The 22,222-nt window shown below is 61.2% G+C and carries 19 protein-coding genes and 1 tRNA gene; 15 read left to right on the top strand and 5 right to left on the bottom strand.

Features of this window, described 5'->3' with window-relative positions:
* The first annotated feature begins 32 nt into the window (after positions 1–32).
* Positions 33–1,226, top strand: coding sequence for a tRNA 2-thiouridine(34) synthase MnmA (gene mnmA, locus CRO46_RS05560; RefSeq protein WP_097105781.1), 1,194 nt, complete (start codon positions 33–35; stop codon positions 1,224–1,226).
* Positions 1,227–1,265: 39 nt separating this feature from the next.
* Here the strand turns inward: mnmA and CRO46_RS05555 are convergent, their stop codons facing one another.
* Positions 1,266–2,231, bottom strand: a complete 966-nt coding sequence (locus CRO46_RS05555; RefSeq protein WP_097105780.1) for a Gfo/Idh/MocA family protein — start codon at positions 2,229–2,231, stop codon at positions 1,266–1,268.
* Between the two features lie 389 nt (positions 2,232–2,620).
* Between CRO46_RS05555 and CRO46_RS05550 the strand changes: the two genes are divergently transcribed.
* Positions 2,621–2,697, top strand: a tRNA-Met gene (locus CRO46_RS05550).
* Positions 2,698–3,019: 322 nt separating this feature from the next.
* On the opposite strand, the gene CRO46_RS05545 is transcribed toward CRO46_RS05550, so the two are convergent.
* A complete protein-coding gene (locus tag CRO46_RS05545; protein ID WP_097105778.1) occupies positions 3,020–3,916 on the bottom strand; it encodes a sugar kinase in 897 nt (298 codons plus the stop codon).
* Positions 3,913–4,566 (bottom strand): GntR family transcriptional regulator, encoded by a 654-nt coding sequence (locus tag CRO46_RS05540; RefSeq protein WP_244577773.1) that lies wholly within the window; start codon positions 4,564–4,566, stop codon positions 3,913–3,915. The genes CRO46_RS05545 and CRO46_RS05540 overlap by 4 nt, the downstream gene beginning before the upstream one ends.
* 153 nt (positions 4,567–4,719) lie before the next feature.
* On the opposite strand from CRO46_RS05540, the gene uxaC reads away from it, so the two are divergent.
* From uxaC to uxuA, 9 genes are all read left to right on the top strand, one after another.
* Positions 4,720–6,120: a glucuronate isomerase gene (gene uxaC, locus CRO46_RS05535; protein WP_210421500.1), complete on the top strand. Its 1,401-nt coding sequence runs from the start codon at positions 4,720–4,722 to the stop codon at positions 6,118–6,120.
* Between the two features lie 26 nt (positions 6,121–6,146).
* Positions 6,147–7,127: a TRAP transporter substrate-binding protein gene (locus CRO46_RS05530; protein ID WP_097105773.1), complete on the top strand. Its 981-nt coding sequence runs from the start codon at positions 6,147–6,149 to the stop codon at positions 7,125–7,127.
* 71 nt (positions 7,128–7,198) lie between these two features.
* Entirely contained in the window at positions 7,199–7,711 is a 513-nt protein-coding gene (locus tag CRO46_RS05525; protein ID WP_097105771.1) for a TRAP transporter small permease, read from the top strand.
* A gap of 2 nt (positions 7,712–7,713) precedes the next feature.
* Positions 7,714–8,994 (top strand): TRAP transporter large permease, encoded by a 1,281-nt coding sequence (locus CRO46_RS05520; RefSeq protein ID WP_097105769.1) that lies wholly within the window; start codon positions 7,714–7,716, stop codon positions 8,992–8,994.
* 1 nt (position 8,995) lies between these two features.
* Positions 8,996–9,328, top strand: a complete 333-nt coding sequence (locus CRO46_RS05515; RefSeq protein ID WP_425479212.1) for a cupin domain-containing protein — start codon at positions 8,996–8,998, stop codon at positions 9,326–9,328.
* Between the two features lie 13 nt (positions 9,329–9,341).
* Positions 9,342–10,166, top strand: coding sequence for a 5-dehydro-4-deoxy-D-glucuronate isomerase (gene kduI, locus CRO46_RS05510; RefSeq protein WP_097105765.1), 825 nt, complete (start codon positions 9,342–9,344; stop codon positions 10,164–10,166).
* On the top strand, positions 10,163–10,891 hold the full coding sequence (gene kduD / locus CRO46_RS05505) for a 2-dehydro-3-deoxy-D-gluconate 5-dehydrogenase KduD (RefSeq protein WP_097105763.1): 729 nt from the start codon (positions 10,163–10,165) through the stop codon (positions 10,889–10,891). Before kduI ends, kduD begins: the two co-directional genes overlap by 4 nt.
* On the top strand, positions 10,881–12,329 hold the full coding sequence (locus CRO46_RS05500; protein ID WP_342170793.1) for a mannitol dehydrogenase family protein: 1,449 nt from the start codon (positions 10,881–10,883) through the stop codon (positions 12,327–12,329). The genes kduD and CRO46_RS05500 overlap by 11 nt, the downstream gene beginning before the upstream one ends.
* Positions 12,326–13,507, top strand: coding sequence for a mannonate dehydratase (uxuA, locus tag CRO46_RS05495; RefSeq protein ID WP_097105759.1), 1,182 nt, complete (start codon positions 12,326–12,328; stop codon positions 13,505–13,507). The genes CRO46_RS05500 and uxuA overlap by 4 nt, the downstream gene beginning before the upstream one ends.
* Positions 13,508–13,568: 61 nt before the next feature.
* On the opposite strand, the gene CRO46_RS05490 is transcribed toward uxuA, so the two are convergent.
* Positions 13,569–14,039 carry an Lrp/AsnC ligand binding domain-containing protein gene (locus CRO46_RS05490; protein ID WP_097105757.1) on the bottom strand — a complete coding sequence of 157 codons (471 nt, stop codon included), beginning with the start codon at positions 14,037–14,039 and terminating at the stop codon, positions 13,569–13,571.
* Positions 14,040–14,252: 213 nt separating this feature from the next.
* On the opposite strand from CRO46_RS05490, the gene CRO46_RS05485 reads away from it, so the two are divergent.
* Together CRO46_RS05485 and CRO46_RS05480 are read left to right on the top strand one after the other, a co-directional pair.
* On the top strand, positions 14,253–14,690 hold the full coding sequence (locus tag CRO46_RS05485) for a universal stress protein (RefSeq protein ID WP_097105755.1): 438 nt from the start codon (positions 14,253–14,255) through the stop codon (positions 14,688–14,690).
* Positions 14,691–14,758: 68 nt separating this feature from the next.
* Positions 14,759–16,255: an alanine/glycine:cation symporter family protein gene (locus CRO46_RS05480; protein WP_425479233.1), complete on the top strand. Its 1,497-nt coding sequence runs from the start codon at positions 14,759–14,761 to the stop codon at positions 16,253–16,255.
* Positions 16,256–16,339: 84 nt separating this feature from the next.
* Here CRO46_RS05480 and CRO46_RS05475 read toward each other — a convergent pair whose 3' ends face one another.
* Entirely contained in the window at positions 16,340–17,191 is an 852-nt protein-coding gene (locus CRO46_RS05475; RefSeq protein ID WP_097105750.1) for a LysR family transcriptional regulator, read from the bottom strand.
* 131 nt (positions 17,192–17,322) lie between these two features.
* On the opposite strand from CRO46_RS05475, the gene CRO46_RS05470 reads away from it, so the two are divergent.
* The gene (locus CRO46_RS05470; RefSeq protein ID WP_097106533.1) at positions 17,323–19,770 is read left to right on the top strand and encodes a GcvT family protein; all 2,448 of its coding nucleotides are present in this window, start codon (positions 17,323–17,325) and stop codon (positions 19,768–19,770) included.
* Positions 19,767–22,214 carry a GcvT family protein gene (locus CRO46_RS05465; RefSeq protein ID WP_097105749.1) on the top strand — a complete coding sequence of 816 codons (2,448 nt, stop codon included), beginning with the start codon at positions 19,767–19,769 and terminating at the stop codon, positions 22,212–22,214. Before CRO46_RS05470 ends, CRO46_RS05465 begins: the two co-directional genes overlap by 4 nt.
* Positions 22,215–22,222: the final 8 nt, after the last annotated feature.

Raw genomic sequence — 22,222 nt, 5'->3', positions numbered from 1 at the left:
GCCTTGAACGCTGTTGAATGCCGGGGAATACAGTGAACAGTCTCGATTTTGACAAGGACCCGCGTGATACGCGGGTGGTGGTCGCCATGTCCGGCGGCGTTGACAGCTCGGTCGTTGCGGGTCTTCTCGCGCGCGAGGGCTATGATGTGCTGGGCGTGACGCTTCAGCTTTACGATCATGGTGCCGCGGTACACCGGGCCGGCTCCTGCTGCGCCGGCCAGGACATCGACGATGCGCGCAGGGTTTGCGAAACACTTGGGATTCCGCATTACGTGCTCGACTACGAGAAGCGGTTTCGCGATGCGGTGATCAACCCTTTCATGGAAAGCTATGTTGCCGGGGAAACGCCGATCCCGTGTGTTGCCTGCAATCAGACGGTAAAATTTGCCGATCTGCTGGCAACTGCACGGGATCTGGGCGCCGATGCCATGGCGACCGGACACTATATTCGTTCCCGCGCCAACCCGTCGCCGGATGATCCAGGGCGAAGGGCACTTTACCGGCCGATCGATTCGGATCGGGACCAGAGCTATTTCCTGTTCGCCACGACCCAGGAGCAGCTTGACTATGTCCGGTTTCCGCTCGGTGAGCTGCCCAAGAGCCGGACGCGCGAACTGGCAGAGGAAATGGGGCTGATCGTTGCCGACAAGGCCGACAGCCAGGACATCTGCTTCGTGCCGCAGGGCAAGTACGCCAACGTGATCACCAAGCTGAAGCCGAACGCGGCTCTGGCCGGTGACATCGTCCATATAGACGGCACTGTGCTGGGCCAGCATCCGGGCATCGTCCACTACACCATCGGCCAGCGCAAGGGACTTGGCGTGGCCACCGGCGATCCGCTTTATGTGGTGCATCTGGATGCCCGCTCGCGGCGGGTCATCGTCGGTCCGCGCGAGGCGCTGGATACGCGGCGGGTGATTCTGCGGGACATGAACTGGCTTGGAGACACGGCGCTTGCCGATATCGGCCCGGATGGGCTCGCCTGCTTTGCCAAGGTGCGTTCGACCAAGCCGCCAAAACCGGCCATCATCCGTGTTGCGGCAGATGGCGAAGTCTCCGTCGAGCTGGTCGAAGGCGAAGCCGGCGTGGCGCCGGGGCAGGCCTGCGTGCTCTATTCCGCACCGGGCGACGAGGCACGCGTGTTCGGCGGCGGGTTCATCGACCGTTCCGAGCGGTCCGCTGCTGCCGAGGCGATGCTGTCCGATCTGTTGCAGCCTGCGGCCTGACCCGAAAGCTTCAACGCCTCGATACGGTCCCGCGACGGCTCAGTCGTGCCGGACGGTGCCTTCCGACAGGATCTCGATCACCGCCAGGCCATCGGATACCGGGGTCCGTGGTGCCGTGCCGCTGCGGATGCAATCGAGGAAATGGCTGCACTCGCGCGTCAGCGGCATGCCGTCGGGAAGCTCGACATAGCTGGGATCGACCATCTCGGACTGCCAGCCATTCTCGTCCTCCCAGAGCTTGTGGTGGTAGACTGCGAGCTTCTGGTTCCAGTCCGCGACGTCGTCGAACACCGCCATGGCCTTTGAGCCGATAACGGTCAGGCGGCGCTCGCGATAGGGGTTGAGCCGGGACGCGAAGACGTGGCTGCGCACACCGGAACTGAACTGCAGGTGCAGATGGGCGAAATCCGAGAGCCGGTTGAGCATGGCCGAGCCGACACCGCGCACGCTGAACGGCTTTTCCCCGGTGAGCGCCAGGATGAGCGACAAATCATGCGGCGCGATGTCCCAAAGGGCATCGTTTTCGGCGTGGAACTTTCCCAGTCCAACGCGGTGCGAGTGGATGTAGCGAACCGAACCAAGATCACCGGCCGCGACCATCGCCTCGAGCGCCTCGAAAGCCGGGTGGAAGCGCAGCACATGGCCGGTCATGGCGACGAGCCCGGATCTCTGTGCGGCCTCGTCCACCCGCCGTGCATCGGCAACCGAAAGCGCGATCGGCTTTTCCACCAGCACATGCTTGCCGGCCTCAAGCGCTGCAATGGCCTGATCGGCATGATATTGCGGCGGCAAGGCCAGAACCACGCCGTCGATCTCCGGGTCGGCAAGGACATCCTCATAGGCCATGGCGCGGCCGCCGTGTTGAGCAGCAAGCGCCTCGGCGCGGTCCGGATGCCGGTCCGAGACGGCATGGAGCGCACCGAGCTCGGAAAAGGTGCGGGCGTGATTGTTACCCCAATAGCCGCATCCGACAACGGCGATCTTCGGGGAGGGGGCAGATGTCATGAGAGGCGCAGGTCCTGTGTCATTCTTGTCGTGTTCTTTGACCGAGGGGATTAGACCCGTTGGCCAGACAAGGCAAGGCAGGGCGCCCGTCAGATCCGGACCCGGGGTGCGGCATGGCGTCCTTGCATACCCTAACCAATCTGGCCATGATGCAGCCCGCGCCGCAAATGTGGGCCATCGATCCGGAATACGATGCCGGATGCCCTGCGGAGAAAGCCGGTGCCCTGGAGCCGCTGCCAGGCCCTGCAACATGGCCCGGCCGTAGCTCGCGGCGTGCTTGTCCAACGGAAGCGGGTGAAGCGGAAAGAAAAGCCCAAACCACGCTTGACAGCAGAGCAACCCGCATCCTATATGCCGCCCGTCCGGCCCGATAACAATCGGCGGCTGGCGGCGGGGTAGCTCAGCTGGTTAGAGCAGCGGAATCATAATCCGCGTGTCGGGGGTTCAAGTCCCTCTCCCGCTACCAAATTTTTCCAATATTGCAGGTGGTTAGGTCTCGCGCGTCGCGGGCCGACCGGCGCGTGGAGCGCCCGGGGTTGCATTCTGCGTGACGAAAGCTTGGGCTTATACCTGACGGGATGCGGTAGATCGGGTGGAACCCAGATCGCATGGCTCTTTGGCGAAACCGGCAGGTGTGTGGCGACGGCCGGCAAGCACTGACAGCCGGTCCAGACGATCGAGCGCAGGAATGGCGAGGCGGTGGCAGCCGGAGTGGGGCGGACGATAGCCGGTGGCTTCGCAAGAATTTCCAGCAGGCACATGTGAACTGCGGCCTGAGAGCCTGGGCGTTACAGTCTTATCAAGGCGCCGCGTTCGGAAATCACGCGGGCTGCCAGGGTGGCGCCGGCGGCCATTGCGGCGTTCAAATCCGCGGTTTCGAGATAGCTGGCAAGAAAACCTGCGTTGAAGCTGTCGCCTGCGGCTGTGGTGTCGACAACGGGATCGACCCGGGCCGGGGAAAAGCGGCTGATCTCTCCCTTGGCAAGACACACGGCTTCATCCCCGGCGTTCTTGACGACCACGGTGCCGACACCGGCGCCGGCATAGCGCCGTGCGGTGTCGTCTGGTGTTTGGTCACCGAAGAAGGTCGCTTCATCGTCAAATGAAGGCAGGACGATGTCGCTATGGGCTGCTGCCGTCATGATGGTCTGCCGCATCGTGTCCTGGCTGTCCCACAGGCGGGGTCGCAGATTGGGATCGAATACCACTGTGGCGCCACTTTGCCGTGCTGTGGCAATGGCATCCACCAGCACTGACCGGTGCCCAGGTGCCAGTATTGCAAGCGTGATGCCGGAGAAATAGACCACGTCTGCCGAGCTGAGGGCGGCATCCAGCCGGGCCGGGTCATTGGCCAGACGCCGTGCGGCGGAATCCGATCGCCAGTAGGCAAAACTGCGCTCGCCGTTTTCGAGCTGGATCAGGTACAGCCCGACGGTGCATCCCTTCAGATGCTGGATGAAGCCCGTGTTGATGCCTGTATCGGCGATGAAGCTCACCATCTGGCCGGATATCACGTCCTCGCCGACGGCGGTGAAATAGGCGATATCCCAGTCCGGGTTGAAAAGCTGGCGCGCATACCAGGCCGTGTTGAACGTATCGCCGGCATAGCCGAGCTGGTAATCGCCCTTTGCAGTGGGCGCCATTTCGACCATGCATTCGCCGATCGAAAGAAATCTCTGTGTCATGTCTCGGTCTCGTTGTCGAAGTAGCGGCTGTGATCTGCCCGGATCCGGACAATCTGTTCCTTGATCCGCGAAAGGTGGATCCGCATGTGATGCATGGCGCGTTCCTCGTCTCGTGCCCGCATCGCGGCCATGACCTCGACGTGGTCGTTGAAGGCGTCCTGAGAGGCATAGGAAAGTGAAAGGAACCGCACCCGGTCCATATGTGCCTTGTATTCGCGGATGATGTCCCAGGCAAAGTCGAGACCTGCGCGTTCGCAAATTTCCTTGTGAAACTGGTCGTCGAGTCCGTGAAACATGACTCGTTCCTTGTCCTTCACCGCCTTGCGCTGCTGCTCGATGAGATCCTCCAGGGCATCGAAGTCTTCCGTTGTCAGTACGCGAGAGGCGGTGCGGACGGTTTCGGCCTCAAGCGCGTTTCGCACGAACTGGGCCTGGAGAACGCCGGTTGTTGAAATCTGCGACACCAGTGTCGCCCGCTGAGGCCGGATCGACAGGAAGCCGAGCTTGGACAGGCGGTAGAAAGCGTCCCTGACCGGCTGCCGCGAGACGCCGAAAGCCTTGGCCACCTCGACCTCCGACATCTTGGTTCCGGGCGGGAGCTGAAGCAGCAGGATCTGGTTGTGCAGGGTGTCGAAAACTGTGTCAGCCACGGAGGGACGGTTCAAAGGTTCCAGGGCCCTCAAGGGCGACGGTACGGACATGCGCTCACTCCGTTGACTTGATGTGCATACTAGAATATTACACTGCTAGCATGTTGGGAAGGCCCCGTAAAAGCGGGCTGATTGTGGAGGGTTAGGGTGACAATGTTGATCCCCGACAGGTTGTTTCCGGTAGATCCGCAGACGCGCGGAATCGCGCGGGAACTATACCAGACAGTTGCTGATAAGCCGATCATCTCCCCCCACGGCCACACCGACCCGCGCTGGTATGCGGAAAACCAGCCGTTCACCGATCCAGCGCAATTGTTCATCACGCCCGACCATTATGTTTTCCGGATGCTGTTCTCGCAGGGCGTCAGTCTCGAGAGCCTCGGCGTGCCCCGGGTGGACGGCGGGCCGACAGAAACTGACGGCCGCAAGATCTGGCGGCTGTTTGCCGAGAACTATCATCTGTTTCGCGGGACGCCGTCACGGCTCTGGCTCGATCATGCTTTCGAGGACGTGTTCGGCATGACAACGCCGGTGTCCGCTGCAACCGCTGACCAGAGCTATGATCACATCGCCGAGTGCCTGACCAAGCCGGAATTCCTGCCGCGGGCTCTGTTCGAGCGGTTCAATATCGAGGCGATCGCCACGACCGAGAGCCCGCTCGACGATCTCGGCTGGCACAGGATGATCCGTGACAGTGGCTGGCAAGGCAAGGTGGTGACAGCCTACCGGCCCGATGCCGTCGTTGATCCCGAATTCGATGGTTTTGCGAAAAATGTAGAGCAGCTGGGGCACATGACCGGCGAAGATTGCTCGACCTGGGAGGGCTATCTACAAGCCCATCGTATCCGCCGGGCCTATTTCAAGGAGTTTGGGGCGACCTCGTCCGATCACGGCCACCCGACAGCGCGCACAGAGAACCTTTCGGCTTCCGATGCGGCGGCGCTGTTTGCCAAGGCGCTCAAGGGGAGCTGTACCGCCGGTGAGGCCGATGCCTTCCGCGGTCACATGCTCACGGAAATGGCGCGCATGAGTCTCGAGGACGGCCTCGTGCTGCAGATCCATCCGGGCAGCTACCGCAATCATTCCGGCCCGATCATGTCGGCATTCGGACGCGACAAGGGGTTCGATATCCCGACCCGCACCGATTATGTCCGCGCGCTGAAGCCGCTGCTGGATGCGGTCGGTCTCGAAAAGGACCTCACGATCATCGTCTTCACGCTCGACGAAACAAGCTATGGGCGTGAGTTGGCGCCGCTGGCGGGTGCCTATCCGGCGCTGAAGCTGGGGCCGGCCTGGTGGTTCTACGACAGCCCTGAAGGCATGCGCCGCTTCCGGGAGATGACGACGGAAACCGCCGGCTTCTACAACACCGTCGGCTTCAATGACGATACCCGCGCTTTCTGTTCAATCCCGGCGCGCCACGACGTGGCGCGGCGCGTGGATTGCGGATTTCTCGCCACGCTGGTCGCCACTGGGCGGCTTTCGGAGGGAGATGCCTATGAGGTCGCCAATGACCTTGCTTATCGGCTTGCCAAGCAAGCTTACCGGCTCTGAGAGCCATTTCTGGGAGGAGAATGACCATGAAACTGATGAAAACCCTGACCGGCGTGCTGCTGGCAACCGCAGCCATGGCGGTGACCGCCGCAGCCTGTGAGACCACACTCAAATCATCCGACACCCATCCCGATGGCTATCCGACGGTTGAAGCCGTCAAGCACATGGGCAAGCTTCTGGAAGAGCGCACCGATGGCCGTCTCTGCATCGAGGTGTTCCACTCCGCCCAGCTCGGCCAGGAAAAGGATACGATCGAGCAAACGAAGTTCGGCGTGATCGATCTCAACCGTGTCTCGATGGGTCCGTTCAACAATCTCGTCGAGGAGACCAAGGTCGTCTCGCTGCCTTACGTCTTCAAGGGCGTTGACCACATGCACCGGGTCATGGATGGGCCGATCGGCGAGGAAATCCTCAAAGCATTCGAGCCGCATGGCTATGTCGGCCTGGCATTTTATGACGGCGGCTCGCGCAGCTTCTACAACAAGGTCAAGCCGATCAAGTCGATCGAAGACCTTGAGGGCATGAAGATCCGCGTCATGCAGTCCGACATCTTCGTCGACATGATGTCGGCGCTTGGCGCCAACGCGACACCGTTGCCCTATGGCGAAGTCTACTCCGCCATCCAGACCGGCGTCATCGACGGTGCGGAAAACAACTGGCCGTCGTTTGAATCTTCGGGCCATTACGAGGTCGCGGGCCATTACACGCTCGACGAACACCTGATCGTGCCGGAAGTGCTGGTCATGTCGAAAGCATCCTGGGACAAGCTTTCGGCCGAAGACCAGGCCGCAGTCCGCCAAGCCGCCAGGGACTCCGTGCCGTTTATGCGCGAGATGTGGGCGGCACGTGAGAAGGCTTCCGAGGAAAAGGTGCGGGCAGCGGGTGTCGAAGTCGTCACCGAGATCGACAAGGAGCCGTTCATGGCGGCAATGGACAGCGTCTATGAAAAGCACGTCACCTCCGACAAGCTGAAGGATCTGGTTGCCCGCATCCGCGCGACCGACTGATTTCGACTTGAAGACCATGGCGGAGTGTCCGCCATGGTCCTTTGCTTCCGGGGGGTAAGGTGCAGGACATTATGACATCCGTCGCGCGGGCCTTGCGCCACGTTGCGCGCCTTGCGCTCTGGCTGGCGGCCGCGGGGCTGATCCTGATGACCGTCTTCATCACTGCACAGGTCGTCGCCCGCTACATCTTCAACGATTCACTGGTCTGGAGCGAACCGGCGGCCGTCATCCTGATGGGCTGGTTCATCTTTCTGGGCGCCGCAGTGGGCATCCGCGAAGGCTATCACCTGAGCTTCGACGTGCTGCTCTATTTCCTGCCGAAAAAGGCAAAACTCTGGCTTTACAGCATCTCCGACCTGGTGGTGGTGGGCTTCGGGGCCGGGATGCTCTGGTTCGGCTCCCAGCTGGCGCTGTCGGCCTGGGACGTGAAACTGCCTTCGCTGGGGATCTCCGGTGCCTACGACTTCCTGCCGATCGTCGGCGGCGGCGTGCTGGTCATCCTCTTCTCGCTGGAACGGCTGGCTCGCAGGGCAGCCGGACTGCCCACCGCCCGTTTTGGCGAAACCGACCCCTTGGAAGATTGACAATGGAAGTCTGGGTTCTCTTCGGAACATTCGTGTTCCTGCTTCTGATCGGCACTCCGGTGGCCTTCTGCCTGGGCGTGGCGTCATTCGCGACGGTTCTCTATATCGGCCTGCCGCCGGTGGTCGTGTTCCAGCAGTTGAATTCCGGGGTGTCGGTGTTTGCGCTGATGGCGATCCCGTTTTTCATTTTTGCCGGCGAGCTCATGGTGCGCGGAGACATCGCGCGGCGGCTTGTGGCACTTGCCGGGGCCATGGTCGGACACATGCGCGGCGGCCTGGGCCAGGTCAACATCACCGCATCCGTCCTGTTCGGCGGCATCTCCGGCTCGGCTGCCGCCGACGCGACTGCAATCGGCGGCCTGATGATTCCGCAGATGCGGGAAAAGGGCTACAGCGTCGAGTACGGCGTCAACGTGACAGTGGTCTCCTCGATCATCGCACTTATGCTGCCGCCGTCGCACAACATGATCATCTACTCGATTTCGGCCGGTGGCCGCCTGTCGATCGCGGATCTGTTCACAGCCGGTATCATCCCCGGCCTTCTGCTTGCGGCGTCCTTGATGGTCACCGCCTGGTTCGTTGCGCGCAAGGCAGGATATCCGACCGAATCCTTTCCCGGCTGGGCGATGCTGGGGGCGATCTTCTTCAATGCCATTCCCGGCATTCTACTGATTGTCATCATCTTCGGCGGTGTGCGGTCCGGCATCTTCACGGCGTCCGAGAGTTCCTGCATCGCTGCGGTCTATGCGCTGCTTGTCACCACACTCGCCTACCGCACCATGAATTGGGCCAGCTTCGTCGAAGCGACAAAGGCTGCCGTTCGCACCACCGCGATGGTGCTTCTGGTGATCGGATGTGCAGCATCCTTCGGCTGGCTGCTCGCCTTCCTTCGAATTCCGGCCGAGCTGGTCGAGCTGATGAAGGCTGTCTCCAACAACCCGATCATTATCCTGCTGATGATCAACCTTGTCCTGCTGATGCTCGGCACCTTCATGGACATGTCGCCGCTGATCGTGATCACGACGCCGATCTTCCTGCCGGTTGCAACCGCTTTCGGTGTCGACCCTGTCCATTTCGGGGTCATCCTGGTGCTTAATCTCGGGATCGGGCTGTGCACGCCGCCGGTGGGTACGGTTCTGTTCGTCGGGTGCGCAGTGGGCCGGATTTCGGTCTGGGACGCGATCCGGACGATCTGGCCGTTCTACGGGGCGGCGGTCTTCACGCTGCTGCTCGTCACCTACATCCCGTCGCTGTCACTCTGGCTGCCATCCCTGTTCCGCTGAGGTGTCCATGATCAAGCATTTTCCCGAGGTCCAGGCCGATCCCGGCGTTACGCGGCAGGTGCTGAGCGACAGTCCGGACCTGATGGTCGTGGCCTTCCGGTTCCAGGCCGAGGGTGCGGAAGGCAAGTTGCACAAGCACCCGCATGTTCAGTCGACCTATGTCGAATCCGGACACTTCGTGTTCTCTGTTGACGGCAAAAGTTTCGAGGTTTCGCCGGGCGAAAGTTTCGTCATTCCCTCCAATGCTGTGCACGGCTGCAAGTGCCTTGAGCCTGGAATCCTGATCGATACGTTTGCGCCCCGGCGCGATGATTTTCTGATGTCCAACCCTTGAAGGGAGACTTTTCATGCTGACCGTTGAAACCCGGCACGCCATAGACCCGGCCACCGCCAAGGGGCTCGACACCGCGGGACTGCGTTCGCATTTTCACGCCAGCGGGATTTTCGCCGATCGTGAGATCCGGCTTGTCTACACCCATTACGACCGGTTGATCCTGGGCGGAGCGGTGCCTGGCGCGGGCAAGCTGACACTCGATCATGTCAAGGAATGCGGCACTCCCTCGATCCTCGACCGGCGCGAGATGGGAATTCTCAACATCGGCGACAGCGGCATGGTGTCTGCCGGCGGCACCGATTACACCGTCAACAAGGGCGACGTGCTCTATCTCGGAATGGGATCGGGGCCGGTGACGTTTTCCGGACCCGGCAGATTTTACATTCTGTCGGCCCCCGCCCACCGGAGCTGTCCCAGCAAGCTGATCCGCATCGAGGATGCGCGGCGGGTGGAGATGGGCTCCGCCGAGACGTCGAACGAGCGCGTCATCCTGCAGTTCCTGCACCCGGAAGTCGCCGAAAGCTGCCAGTTGCTGATGGGCTACACGCAGTTTGCGCCGGGCTCTGTGTGGAACACGATGCCGGCGCATTTGCACGACCGGCGGATGGAAGCCTATCTCTATTTCGAGCTCGGACGGGAGCAGCGGGTCTTCCACATCATGGGACAGCCGGATGAAACCCGCCACATCGTGATGGCCAACGAGGAAGCGGTGATCTCGCCGCCGTGGTCGATCCATTGCGGCGCGGGCACGGGCGCCTATACCTTCTGCTGGGCGATGGCCGGCGACAATGTCGATTTCACCGACATGGACATGGTGGCGATGGGAGATCTGCGGTGAGCCCATTCTCGCTTGCTGGCAAGACCGCGCTGGTGACCGGCGCCAATACCGGCATCGGACAGGCGATCGCCCTGGCCATGGGCCGGGCGGGCGCAAACGTTGTCTGCGCGGGGCGGCAATCCTGCGCCGAGACCGTCGGCCAGATTGCTGGCGCGCGCGAACTCATCCTTGATCTTGCCGATCCGATGGCCGCGCGTGACGTCTTTGCAGATGATCCTATCGACATCCTGGTCAACAATGCCGGTATCATCCGGCGCAACGATGCCGTCGATTTCACCGAGAGCGACTGGGACGATGTGCTGGATGTGAACCTGAAAGCAGTTTTTTTTACCTGTCAGGCTTTCGGGCGGGCGATCCTTGATCGCGGCGGTACCGGCTCCATCGTAAACATCGCCTCGCTGTTGTCACTGCAGGGCGGAATCCGGGTGCCTTCCTACACGGCGTCCAAGCACGGCGTGGCCGGCATCACCAAGCTGCTGGCCAACGAATGGGCGGCAAAGGGCATCAACGTCAATGCGATCGCGCCGGGCTATATTGCCACCAACAACACCGCGGACCTGATCAGGGACGAGGCCCGCAACAAGGCGATCCTAGAGCGGATTCCCGCCGGGCGCTGGGGCGAACCGGATGATATCGGCGAGACGGCGGTGTTCCTGGCCTCACCGGCCGCAAAATACATCCATGGCGCAATCCTAAATGTCGATGGAGGCTGGCTTGCACGCTGATGCGCAAAAGCTTGAACGGTCGGGGCTGGTGAAACCGGCCGCCGGGATCGTGCATCTCGGTCTCGGGGCTTTCTTCCGGGCCTTTGGGGCGATTTATGTGGAAGACGCCGTCCGGATTTCCGGGGGCGACTGGGGGATCATCGGCGTCAGCCTGCAGAGCCCGGGAACGCGAGACCGGCTTGCGCCGCAGGATTTCGCCTACACGGTGGTGACGCAAGACCCTGATGGTGGCGAAAGCTCCCGCAGGGTCGAAATCATTCAAGACGTGCTTGTCGCACCGGAGGATCCGGAAGCCGTGCTCAGTGTCATGTCCGATCCGGGGATCCGGATCGTCACCCTGACGGTGACCGAAAAAGGCTATTGTCATGACCCGGCGACGGGCGCGCTGAACTTCGATCACCCCGACATTGTTCATGATCTGGAGGCCGCATTGCCCAGATCGGCGCCGGGTTTTCTGGTCCGTGCGCTTGAGCGGCGCCGGAATGCAGGGCACCCGCCGTTTACCGTGCTCACCTGTGACAATCTTCCCGAGAACGGCAAGCTGGTTCGGCGGGCAGCGCTGGATCTTGCGCGGAAATTCGACCCGGCACTTGCCGGCTGGATAGCGGATGAGGGCCGGTTCCCCTCTACGATGGTCGACCGGATTACTCCGGCGACAAAGCCTGAAGATATCGACCGGCTGGCGCAGAAGACCGGCTACCGGGATGACGCGCCGGTTCTGTGCGAACCGTTCCGGCAATGGGTGGTGGAGGATGATTTCGTTCCCGACTATGGCCCCGATGCGCGGCCGGATCTTGCTGCCGCCGGTGCAGAGATGGTGGCCAATGTCACGCCCTACGAGAACATGAAGCTGAGGATGCTCAACGGCACGCACTCGTCGCTTGCCTATCTGGGTTATCTCGCCGGCCATGAGACGATTGCGGAAACCGTGACCGATCCGGTTTTCGCAGACTATGTGAAGCAGCTGTGGCGGGACGAGATCATACCGTCCTTCACGCCACCAGAGGGTGTTGACCTTGAGGCCTATGCGGATGCGCTGTTTACCCGCTATACCAATCCTTCCATCCGCCACAGGACCTGGCAGATCGCCATGGATGGCAGCCAGAAGCTGCCGCAGCGGATCCTGGCGACGATCGCCGACAATCTTGCGGCCGAGCGCGCGTGTCCGGGACTGATGCACGCTGTTGCCGGCTGGATGCGCTATGTCGGTGGTGTCGATGAGAAGGGACAGCCGATCGAGGTCAAGGATCCTCTGGCGACCAGGTTGCGGGACCTGTCCGATGCAGCCGGGACGGCGGAGCAAAAGGTTGCCGCGCTGCTTGGGGTGCGCGAGGTTTTCAGCGCGCGCCTCTCGGCTCAATTGGCCGAGCCGGTCACTGAAGCCTACGCGCGTATCGCAGCACGCGGGTCGCGCAACGCAATCGAGGATATGCTGTGAGGGAAAGCTGGCGCTGGTACGGACCGCTCGACAAGATTTCACTTGGGGAAGTCGCCCAGACCGGGGCCTCCGGCATCGTCACGGCCCTGCATGAGGTGCCCTATGGCGAGGTCTGGAGCCGGGAGGCGATCGCGGCGCGGAAAGCCGAAATTACAGCCGCCGGCTTCGACTGGGTGGTGGTCGAAAGCCTGCCGATCCATGAACGGATCAAGCGCAACGAGGGGGACCTGAGCGCGCTGTTTGCAAACTACCGGCAGTCAATGGCCAACCTCGCAGCCGAGGGGCTGCATACGATTTGCTACAACTTCATGCCGCTGCTCGACTGGACCCGGACGGATCTGGCAGCACCGGTAGCGCGCGGCGGCACCTGCCTGCGGTTTTCCGCACCGAAGATGGCGGCACTGGAACTGTTCATGGTGGGTCGCGGCGAGGCGCGGGAAGACTATATTCCGGAGGTCATCGCAGAGGCCGAAAGCTGGTTCCGGGCATCCTCGGAGAATGACCGGGCAGATCTGATGCGCGCGGTAATGGCCGGCTTGCCGGGAGCCTATGACCGCTATGACGCGGACGGGCTGAAAGCCGCGCTAAAGCTCTATGAAGGAATCGACAGGGCGGCGTTGCGGCGGCATCTGCGACGCTTTCTCGAAGAGGTTGTTCCGGTGGCCGAAGAGCTCGGCATGCGCTTCTGCATCCACCCGGATGACCCGCCGCGCGATATTCTCGGCCTGCCGCGGATTGTCTCCAATGCCGAAGACATCGCCTGGCTGCTGGATGCGGTCGACAGCCGGGCGAACGGCCTGACACTCTGTGCCGGATCACTCGGCGCCAATCCAGGCAACGACGTTCCGGCGATTGCGCGCCGGTTTGCCGACAGGATCCACTTCGCCCATCTGCGCAATGTCAGGAAGGACACGGACGGATCTTTCGAGGAAGCCGCTCACCTGACCGGCGATACCGACATGGTGGACCTCGTGGCGGAGCTGCTCGCAGAAGAGGCACGGCGCGGGCAGGCCGGGATGGCAGACTGGGAAATTCCGTTTCGGCCTGACCATGGTCATGATCTGCTCGACGATGCCGGCCGCAAAACCCATCCCGGCTACCCGTTGATCGGCCGCATGCGCGGCCTGGCCGAATTGCGCGGCGTCATTGCCGGTCTGTCACACGCCGGAAACCGCTGAACATAAGCCGACTGACCGGCAAGTCCCTACAGGTTATACGTGCAAATCGCTTTTCAGTACGTCAGCTGCGCAGTTCGATCATGCCTGTTTCCTTGACCAGTTCCATCACTGCGAAGGAGTGGGTCTGCATGACCGAAGGCAATTGGCTGATGCGCTCGCCGAGCAGTTCGCGGAACTCGGTGATGTCGCGCGTGCGTACCTTCAGCATGTAATCGAAGGGTCCGGCGATCATCAAACAGCTTTGCACCTGCGGAATCCGCCTGACGGCGCGGTTGAAATCCTCGAGCGAGCTGTCGCTGGTCTTGGAAAGATTTACATGCACAATCATGACATGCCCCATGTCGACCTCGACGGGATCTATGGTTGCACTGTAGCCGGTGATCACGCCTTCGCGCTCAAGCCGCTTGACGCGTTCGGAGCAGGGGGTTTTGGTAAGATGCACCCGCTCGGCAAGGTCAACGATCGACATGCGCCCATGGGCCTGAAGTTCGTTAAGAATGCGCTTGTCGACTGCGTCCAAATTCCTTCTCATTCAGTCCTTTTTCCTTGTATTTCCTGCTTTCTGGTAAATTGTTTCGAATGTATACCAATTAGAGGTCCAACGGCTAGTCTTTTGGACTAAAGTTGATATGCGGGATTTGCCCGGACTGCATCCGAATTTCGGTGCCGGAATTTGTTGGTGTTGGGTTTTTAAGGTTGTTTCCGGCGGCGGGCATGTTTTGAAAACCATAAGAGGGGACTTGAAATGACGACAAGACTGGTTGTTGGCCTGGATGGCCACGGTTCGGGCGAGCGGGCCCTGGCCTACGCGGAGCGTCTGGCCAAGCTCATCGGGGATTGTGAACTGATGATCGTCTACGTGGTGGAGTGGTCACCTTACTCATTCCAGACGGCGGAAGAGAACGCGCAGCGCCACAAGCGCCGCGAAGAGGAGATTTCAACGGCGACGCAGCGGGTCATCGATCCGGCGGTGGCCAAGGTGAAGTCCTCCGGAATCACGGCGAGGGGCAAGGTCCGGCATGGCGACGTGGCATCGATCCTCATAGCCGTAGCGGAAGAGGAGAAGGCTGAACAGATTATCGTCAGCCGGTCTTCCGAAGGCGGATTTGCCAAGCGCATCTTCGGCAGCGCGACCTCAAACCTTGTCATGCACGCATCCGTGCCTGTGACTGTCGTCAACTGAGGGGGACTATCATGAGATTTCTCAAAACACTGATGCTGTCGGCCATTGCGACGACTGGTTTCGGCACGATGGCAGCGGCGCAGGAAGCCATGACCATCGACCAGAGGGTCAACGAGGCCTTTGCGGCCACCACCGGCCCGTTTGTCAGCCTTATCTTCGCACCCATTCCCGGGACCAGCTTTCCCTGGATCGTGATGTGGCTGGTGATCGCGGCCTCCATCTTCACGATCTATTTCGGCTTCGTCCAGTTCCGCTTCTTCGGCCATGCCATAGGCCTGGTCAAGGGAGACTATTCCGACCCGGAGGACGCCGGTGAAGTCAGTCATTTCCAGGCACTTGCAACCGCGCTCTCGGGAACAGTGGGGCTCGGCAACATTGCCGGTGTGGCCGTTGCCGTGGGCATTGGCGGGCCGGGCGCGACATTCTGGATGATCCTTGCCGGTCTGCTCGGCATGGCGTCGAAATTCACCGAATGTACACTCGGGGTGAAATACCGCAACGAGTATGAGGACGGCACGGTTTCGGGCGGTCCGATGTATTACATCTCAAAGGGATTCAAGGAACTGGGGCTGCCGGGTGGCAAATTCCTGGCGATCATGTTTTCGATATTCTGTATCCTCGGCGCGCTTGGCGGCGGCAATATGTTCCAGGCCAATCAGGCACATGCCCAGATCTCCGGCATCGTCGGCGACTATCCGGGCTGGATCACCGGCATCATCTTTGCCGGGGTGGTCTATGCGGTGATCGTCGGCGGCATCAAGTCGATCGCCAATGTGACCGAGAAAGTGGTGCCGTTCATGGGCGTTCTCTATGTTGGCACGGCGCTGGTGATCCTGCTTGTGAACTACGACAAGATCGGCTGGGCCTTCGGCCAGATCTTCGCCGGCGCCTTCACCGGGCTTGGCGTTGCCGGCGGCTTTGTCGGCGCATTGATCCAGGGCTTCAAGCGGGCCGCATTTTCAAACGAAGCCGGCGTCGGCTCCGCGGCGATTGCCCACTCGGCGGTGAGAACCAAGGAACCGATCACCGAGGGCTTCGTGTCGCTGCTCGAGCCGCTCATCGATACGGTCGTGATCTGCACCATGACTGCCCTGGTGATCACGATTTCGCAGCAGTTGATTATCGATCCCGCAACTGGGCTCTATGTGCTCAATGAAGCAGGCTCCGCGATTGCCACCGTGAACGATGTCAGCGGTGTTGCCCTGACGTCTGCGGCCTTCGGCTCAGCCATCGGCTGGTTCCCCTATGTGCTGGCGATCGCAGTGGTGCTGTTTGCCTTCTCGACGATGATCTCGTGGTCCTATTACGGGCTGAAGAGCTGGACCTATCTGTTCGGCGAAGGCAAGAATGCCGAGCTTACCTTCAAGATCATCTTCTGCATCTTCATCGTCATCGGTGCGGCAGCCAGCCTCGGGCCGGTCATCGACTTCTCCGATGCGGCGATCTTTGCGATGGCAGTGGTCAACATCTTCTGCCTCTACTTCCTCATGGGGCTGGTGAAGAAGGAACTGAACTCCTACGCCACCCGGCTTCAGGCAGGAGAAATCCGGAAGTTCAAGAACTAGCTTGATTGCAAGAACAGGATGGGTGCGGAAACGCGCCCATCGGGCAGGCGGCGTCAGTGCGAAAGTGCTGGCGCCGTTTGCCTGTCAGCGCCCCGACAGTTGCTTGCGGACGCTGTCGAGCAGGCGGCGGTGGACATGCGAATGACGGTTGCGCAGATGCATGGCGACATAGACCGACTGGGGGATTGCCGGAGCGTCTCCGACGTAACGGAACCGGCCGGTGCCGACCATCTCTGCGGCTGAATCTTCAAGCACGTAGGCGGTGCCGCCAAGTTCCGAGAGCAGGCCGCAGACGGTAATGTTCTGTCCGCTCGACAGGGGAGCCTCGGCGAGCTTTGCAACCACTTGACGGTGAACCTTGTCAAAGGCTGGCGAGTAATGGGTGAAGATGTAGCTTTGCGGCTCTATGTCGGCGATGCGCTGCACTTTCGAACTGATCATCCGGTAGGCCAACTCGCCGATGAGTTCATGATGCAGATCGGGCAGGTTTTTCGGCGTAAACATGATCGACAGATCGATCTCGCCGGCCAGCAGGTCGATGCTCATCTGGGTGGAGAAATCGAGTTCAATATAAAATGATGCGTCGGGCAGCACCTTGCGGAAACCGGCAACCCAGTCGGCAATATGGCTGGAGGCGAGATCGTGCTGCATCCCAATGCGCATCGATTCCGAGAAGTTGCCGGTGTTCTGCACCGAGCGCCGGGCTTGCGCCCATTGATGACGTAGTGTGCGGGCGTGATCCAGCAGTCGGTAGCCTGCATGGGTCGGTTCGGTTCCGGCGCGGCTGCGGGTAAACAGCTTGCGCCCGAGCGAGGCTTCAAGCGCTGAGATACGCCCCGACACGGTTGACTGGGTCAGGTTCAGACGCTCGGCTGTCCGGTTGAAGCTTTTCGTCTCCATCAGATCGAGGAAGGTTTCCAGGTGCTCGATTTGCATGAGGCGCTCCCGCAAATTGTTGCTTTGCACCCTAATCGGATTCTCCGATTAATAAAGCGGTTTCGGCACAATTGCGCATCTCCAGAGCCGGTCTGATACTCGCACCGATCATTGATGTTCAGGAGATTGGTGTGAGTGAGATTGCGGGGCATGCGCGGGTAGTCATCATCGGTGGAGGCGTGGTCGGGGTCTCGGCGCTCTATCATCTGGCCAAGGCCGGCTGGACCGATGGCGTGCTTCTGGAAAAGAACGAACTGACGGCCGGGTCCACCTGGCACGCGGCGGGCAATGTGCCGACCTTTTCGTCGTCCTGGGCGATCATGAACATGCAGCGCTATTCGGCGGAGCTGTATCGAGGGTTGGCCGATGCGGTTGATTACCCGATGAATTATCATGTCACCGGGTCGATCCGGCTGGGGCATTCAAAGGAGCGCTTGCAGGAATTCCAGCGGGTGGCCGGCATGGGCCGCTACCAGGGCATGGATCTCGATATCCTGGCGCCCGACGAGATCAAGTCGCGCTATCCCTTCGTCGAGACCCATGACCTGACGGGCGCGCTTTATGACCCCCATGACGGCGACATTGATCCGGCACAGCTGACCCAGGCGCTGGCCAAGGGGGCGCGGGATCTAGGAGCGAAGATCTACCGCTTCTGTCCGGCGACCGGCGTTCGCCGCGAAAACGACGAATGGGTGATTTCGACGCCGAAGGGTGAGATCCGCTGCGAATATGTTGTCAACGCGGCGGGCTACTACGCCCGCGAGGTCGGCAAGATGTTTGGCCGCGACATGCCGATGATGGTGATGAGCCATCAATACATGCTGTTTGACGAGGTGCCCGAGGTCGAGGCCTGGAGCAAGGAGAACAGGCGCAAACTGCCGCTTCTGCGTGACGTCGACAGCTCCTACTATCTGCGGCAGGAAAAGAACGGCTTCAACCTCGGTCCCTATGAGCGCAACTGCAAGGCGCACTGGATCACGCCCGACGATCCGATGCCGGAGGACTTCTCGTTCCAACTCTATCCGGATGATCTCGAGCGGCTCGAATGGTACATTAACGATGCAGTCGAGCGGGTGCCGCTGCTGGGCACCGCGGGGCTGACCAGGACCATCAATGGTCCGATCCCCTACACGCCTGATGGCAACCCGCTCATCGGGCCGATGCCGGGTGTGCCGAATGCGTTTGAAGCCTGTGTCTTCACCTTCGGAATCTGTCAGGGCGGCGGTGCGGGCAAGGTGCTGGCCGAATGGGTGATGGAAGGCGAGACCGAATGGGACATGTGGGCGTGTGACCCGCGGCGTTTTACCGGCTTCTGCGATCAGGATTACGCGATCGCCAAGGGCATGGAAGTCTATGGTCATGAATACGGCATGCATTTCCCGCACCACGCCTGGCCCGCCGGCCGCAAAAAGAAACTCTCGCCGGTGCATGACCGGATCGCGGCCCTTGGTGCCCAGTTCGGCGCCTATAACGGCTGGGAGCGGGCCAACTGGTATGCACGCCCTGGCGATGACACAAGCGAAGAGGCAACCCAAACCTGGGCGCGCGCGGGTTCCTGGTTCGAAGCGGTGCGGGAGGAATGCCTGGCGGTGCGTGACGCCGCCGGCATTCTTGATCTTCCGGGGTTCTCGCGGTTCAAGGTTCAAGGGCAGGGTGCGCGGGACTGGCTCAACACACTGATCACTGGCATGGCGCCGCGACCGGGCCGGATCGGTCTGGGCTATTTCGCCGATGCCAGAGGCCGGATTGTCACAGAGATGTCGCTGATGGCACTGGACGAAGATGTCTTCTTCCTGATCACCGCCGCCACGGCGCAATGGCATGATTTCGAATGGCTGATGAAGCATCTGTCCGAAGGTTCGGGTATCGTGGTGGAAGACGTCACCGAAGTGTTTTCCTGCCAGATTCTGACCGGCCCGAAATCGCGCGAGATCCTGTCGGGCATCACCGATGCAGATTTAAGCAAACCATGGCTGACGCATCAATCGGCACAAATTGACGGAATCTGGTGCCAATTGGTGCGGGTGTCCTTTGCCGGCGAGCTTGGCTGGGAAATCCATTCCAAGGTCGAGGACACGCCGAAGATCTTCGATGCGGTGATGAAAGCGGGTACGCCGCTCGGCCTCAAACCCTTTGGAATGTTCGCGCTCAACTCGCTGCGGCTGGAGAAAGGGTACCGGGCGTGGAAGGGCGATCTCTCGACCGATTACACGATCCTCGAAGGTGGCCTTGGCCGCTTTGTCAAATGGGACAAGCCGGGTTTCCTCGGCAAGATGGCGCTCGAGAACGAAAGACAACGGGGCAGCAAGCGGCGCTTCGTGACGCTGACTGTCGAGGCCAGTGACTGCGACGCGCCTTACATGTCGACGATCTGGCACAATGGCGAGGTCGTCGGGGAAACCACCTCCGGTGGCTGGGGTCACCGGATCGGCAAATCCATTGCGCTCGGCATGCTGCGCACGGATCTGAGCGAACCCGGGACGAGGCTTGACGTGGAGATATTCGGTGAACGCTACCCCGCCAGCGTGCAGGCCGACGAACCGCTCTGGGATCCGGCGAACGAAAGATTGCGCGCATGAGCCAGGCGGTTCCGGAAAACGCCCGCGTCGTCATTGTCGGAGGCGGTGTCTCGGGCTGCTCGGTGGCCTACCATCTGGCCAAGCTCGGCTGGCGCGACATCGTGCTCTTGGAACGCAAGCAGCTGACTTGCGGCACCACCTGGCACGCTGCCGGGCTGATCGGGCAGCTGCGGGCTTCGATCAACATGACGCGGCTGGCCAAGTATTCGGCCGATCTCTACGTCAAGCTCGAGGAAGAAACCGGCGTTGCCACCGGCATGCGGCAATGCGGATCGATCACGGTGGCGCTGACCGAGGCGCGCAAGGAAGAAATCTACCGCCAAGCCTCGCTGGCCCGGGCCTTTGATGTTGATGTCCATGAGGTTGGGCCAGAAGAGGTGCTGAAGATGTATCCGCATCTCAACATCTCCGACATCACGGCGGCGGTGCATCTGCCGCTCGACGGGCAATGCGACCCGGCCAACATCGCCATGGCGCTGGCCAAGGGCGCGCGCATGCACGGGGCGCAGGTCATCGAAGGGGTGAAGGTCACCGCGGTAACCAGCGCCGATGGCCGCGTGACCGGCGTTGACTGGCAGCGAGGCGAAGAGACTGGATCGATCGCGGCGGATCTTGTGGTCAATTGCGGCGGCATGTGGGGCCGGGATCTCGCAGCGCAATCGGGCGTGACGCTGCCCCTGCATGCCTGCGAGCATTTCTATATCGTCACCGAGGCGATCAAGGATCTGCCGCGGCTGCCGGTGCTGCGCGTGCCCGACGAGTGTGCCTATTACAAGGAAGACGCCGGCAAAATGCTGCTGGGCGCCTTCGAGCCGGTCGCCAAGCCGTGGGGCATGAACGGGATTTCCGAAGACTTCTGTTTCGATCAACTGCCGGAGGATTTCGATCATTTCGAGCCCATCCTCGAGCAGGCGGTCAACCGGTTGCCGCTGCTGGGCACAGCCGGCATTCACACCTTCTTCAACGGCCCGGAGAGTTTTACGCCGGATGACAGCTATTACCTCGGCGAAGCCCCGGAGATCAAAGGCTACTGGGTGGCCGCCGGCTACAACTCGATCGGCATCGTCTCTTCGGGCGGCGCCGGCTTTGCGCTGGCGCAATGGATGAATGACGGCGAGCCGCCATTCGATCTGTGGGATGTGGATATCCGCCGGGCGCAGCCGTTCCAGAAAAACCGGCATTATCTGCGCGAACGTGTAAGCGAAACGCTCGGCCTGCTTTACGCCGATCACTTCCCCTACCGGCAGAAGGCAACAGCACGCGGCATTCGCCGGTCGCCGATCCATGAGCAGCTCAAGGCCCATGGTGCGGTGTTTGGCGAAGTGGCCGGGTGGGAGCGGGCCAACTGGTTTGCCGATGAAGGCCAGAAGCGCGAATACGAGTATTCCTGGAAACGCCAGAACTGGTTCGGCAACCAGAAGCGCGAGCACATGGCCGTGCGCGAGGCCGCCGGATTGTTCGACATGACCTCGTTCGGCAAGATCCGGGTCGAGGGCCGGGACGCGTTGCCGTTCCTGCAGAAGCTCTGCGCCAACGAGATGAATGTCGAGCCGGGCCGGATTGTCTACACCCAGATGCTCAACCGACGTGGCGGCATCGAAAGCGATCTGACCGTGACGCGGCTGTCGGAAACGGCATTCCTGCTGATCGTGCCGGGCTTCACGCTGCAGCGCGACCTGGCCTGGCTGCGGCGGCATCTGGGTGATGAATTCGTCGTCATCACCGACGTCACGGCGGCGGAATCGGTGCTTTGCCTGATGGGACCTAACGCCCGCAATGTGCTGCAGGCGGTGAGCCCGAATGATTTCTCCAACGATGCGCACCCGTTCGGGATGGCGCGGGAGATCGAGATCGGCATGGGGCTCGCCCGCGCCCACCGGGTTACTTATGTCGGCGAGCTCGGCTGGGAGCTTTACATCACCTCCGATCAGGCCGCGCATATATTCGAAACGCTGATGCAGGCAGGTGCGGATCACGGGCTGAAATTATGCGGACTGCACACGCTCGATTCCTGCCGCATCGAGAAGGGGTTCCGGCATTTCGGCCATGACATCACCGATGAAGACCATGTTCTCGAGGCCGGCCTTGGTTTCGCGGTAAAGCCGGGCAAAGGCGAGTTCATCGGCCGCGAAGCGGTGCTTGCCAAACGCGAGCAAGGACTCTCGCGGCGACTAGTGCAGTTTCAGCTGAAAGACCCCGAACCGTTGCTGTTCCACAACGAAGTGGTTGTCCGCGACGGCGAGATCGTCTCGATCATCACCTCGGGCAATTACGGGCATCACCTCGGTGGCGCCATCGGTCTCGGCTACGTGCCAAGCAAGGGGGAAAGCGCCGAAGAGGTGCTCGCCTCAACCTATGAAATCGAGATTGCCGGGGTGCGCCATTCCGCGATTGCGTCCCTCAAGCCTCTTTACGACCCCGGCTCGCTGCGAGTCCGGATGTGATCTGAAAC

Source organism: Parahoeflea halophila (genome assembly GCF_900220985.1).
In the GTDB taxonomy this organism is placed as follows: domain Bacteria; phylum Pseudomonadota; class Alphaproteobacteria; order Rhizobiales; family Rhizobiaceae; genus Hoeflea; species Hoeflea halophila.
This window is presented reverse-complemented; position numbering and strand designations above follow the sequence as displayed.

Coding starts and splice junctions, on each gene's coding strand:
- CRO46_RS05480 (WP_425479233.1), top strand. CDS start 14,759: ATGGCAGCGGCGCAGGAAGCCATGACCATCGACCAGAGGGTCAACGAG.
- CRO46_RS05555 (WP_097105780.1), bottom strand. CDS start 2,231: ATGACATCTGCCCCCTCCCCGAAGATCGCCGTTGTCGGATGCGGCTAT.
- CRO46_RS05525 (WP_097105771.1), top strand. CDS start 7,199: ATGACATCCGTCGCGCGGGCCTTGCGCCACGTTGCGCGCCTTGCGCTC.
- uxaC (WP_210421500.1), top strand. CDS start 4,720: ATGTTGATCCCCGACAGGTTGTTTCCGGTAGATCCGCAGACGCGCGGA.
- CRO46_RS05490 (WP_097105757.1), bottom strand. CDS start 14,039: ATGAGAAGGAATTTGGACGCAGTCGACAAGCGCATTCTTAACGAACTT.
- CRO46_RS05530 (WP_097105773.1), top strand. CDS start 6,147: ATGAAACTGATGAAAACCCTGACCGGCGTGCTGCTGGCAACCGCAGCC.
- CRO46_RS05520 (WP_097105769.1), top strand. CDS start 7,714: ATGGAAGTCTGGGTTCTCTTCGGAACATTCGTGTTCCTGCTTCTGATC.
- CRO46_RS05545 (WP_097105778.1), bottom strand. CDS start 3,916: ATGACACAGAGATTTCTTTCGATCGGCGAATGCATGGTCGAAATGGCG.
- CRO46_RS05485 (WP_097105755.1), top strand. CDS start 14,253: ATGACGACAAGACTGGTTGTTGGCCTGGATGGCCACGGTTCGGGCGAG.
- kduI (WP_097105765.1), top strand. CDS start 9,342: ATGCTGACCGTTGAAACCCGGCACGCCATAGACCCGGCCACCGCCAAG.
- CRO46_RS05465 (WP_097105749.1), top strand. CDS start 19,767: ATGAGCCAGGCGGTTCCGGAAAACGCCCGCGTCGTCATTGTCGGAGGC.
- CRO46_RS05475 (WP_097105750.1), bottom strand. CDS start 17,191: ATGCAAATCGAGCACCTGGAAACCTTCCTCGATCTGATGGAGACGAAA.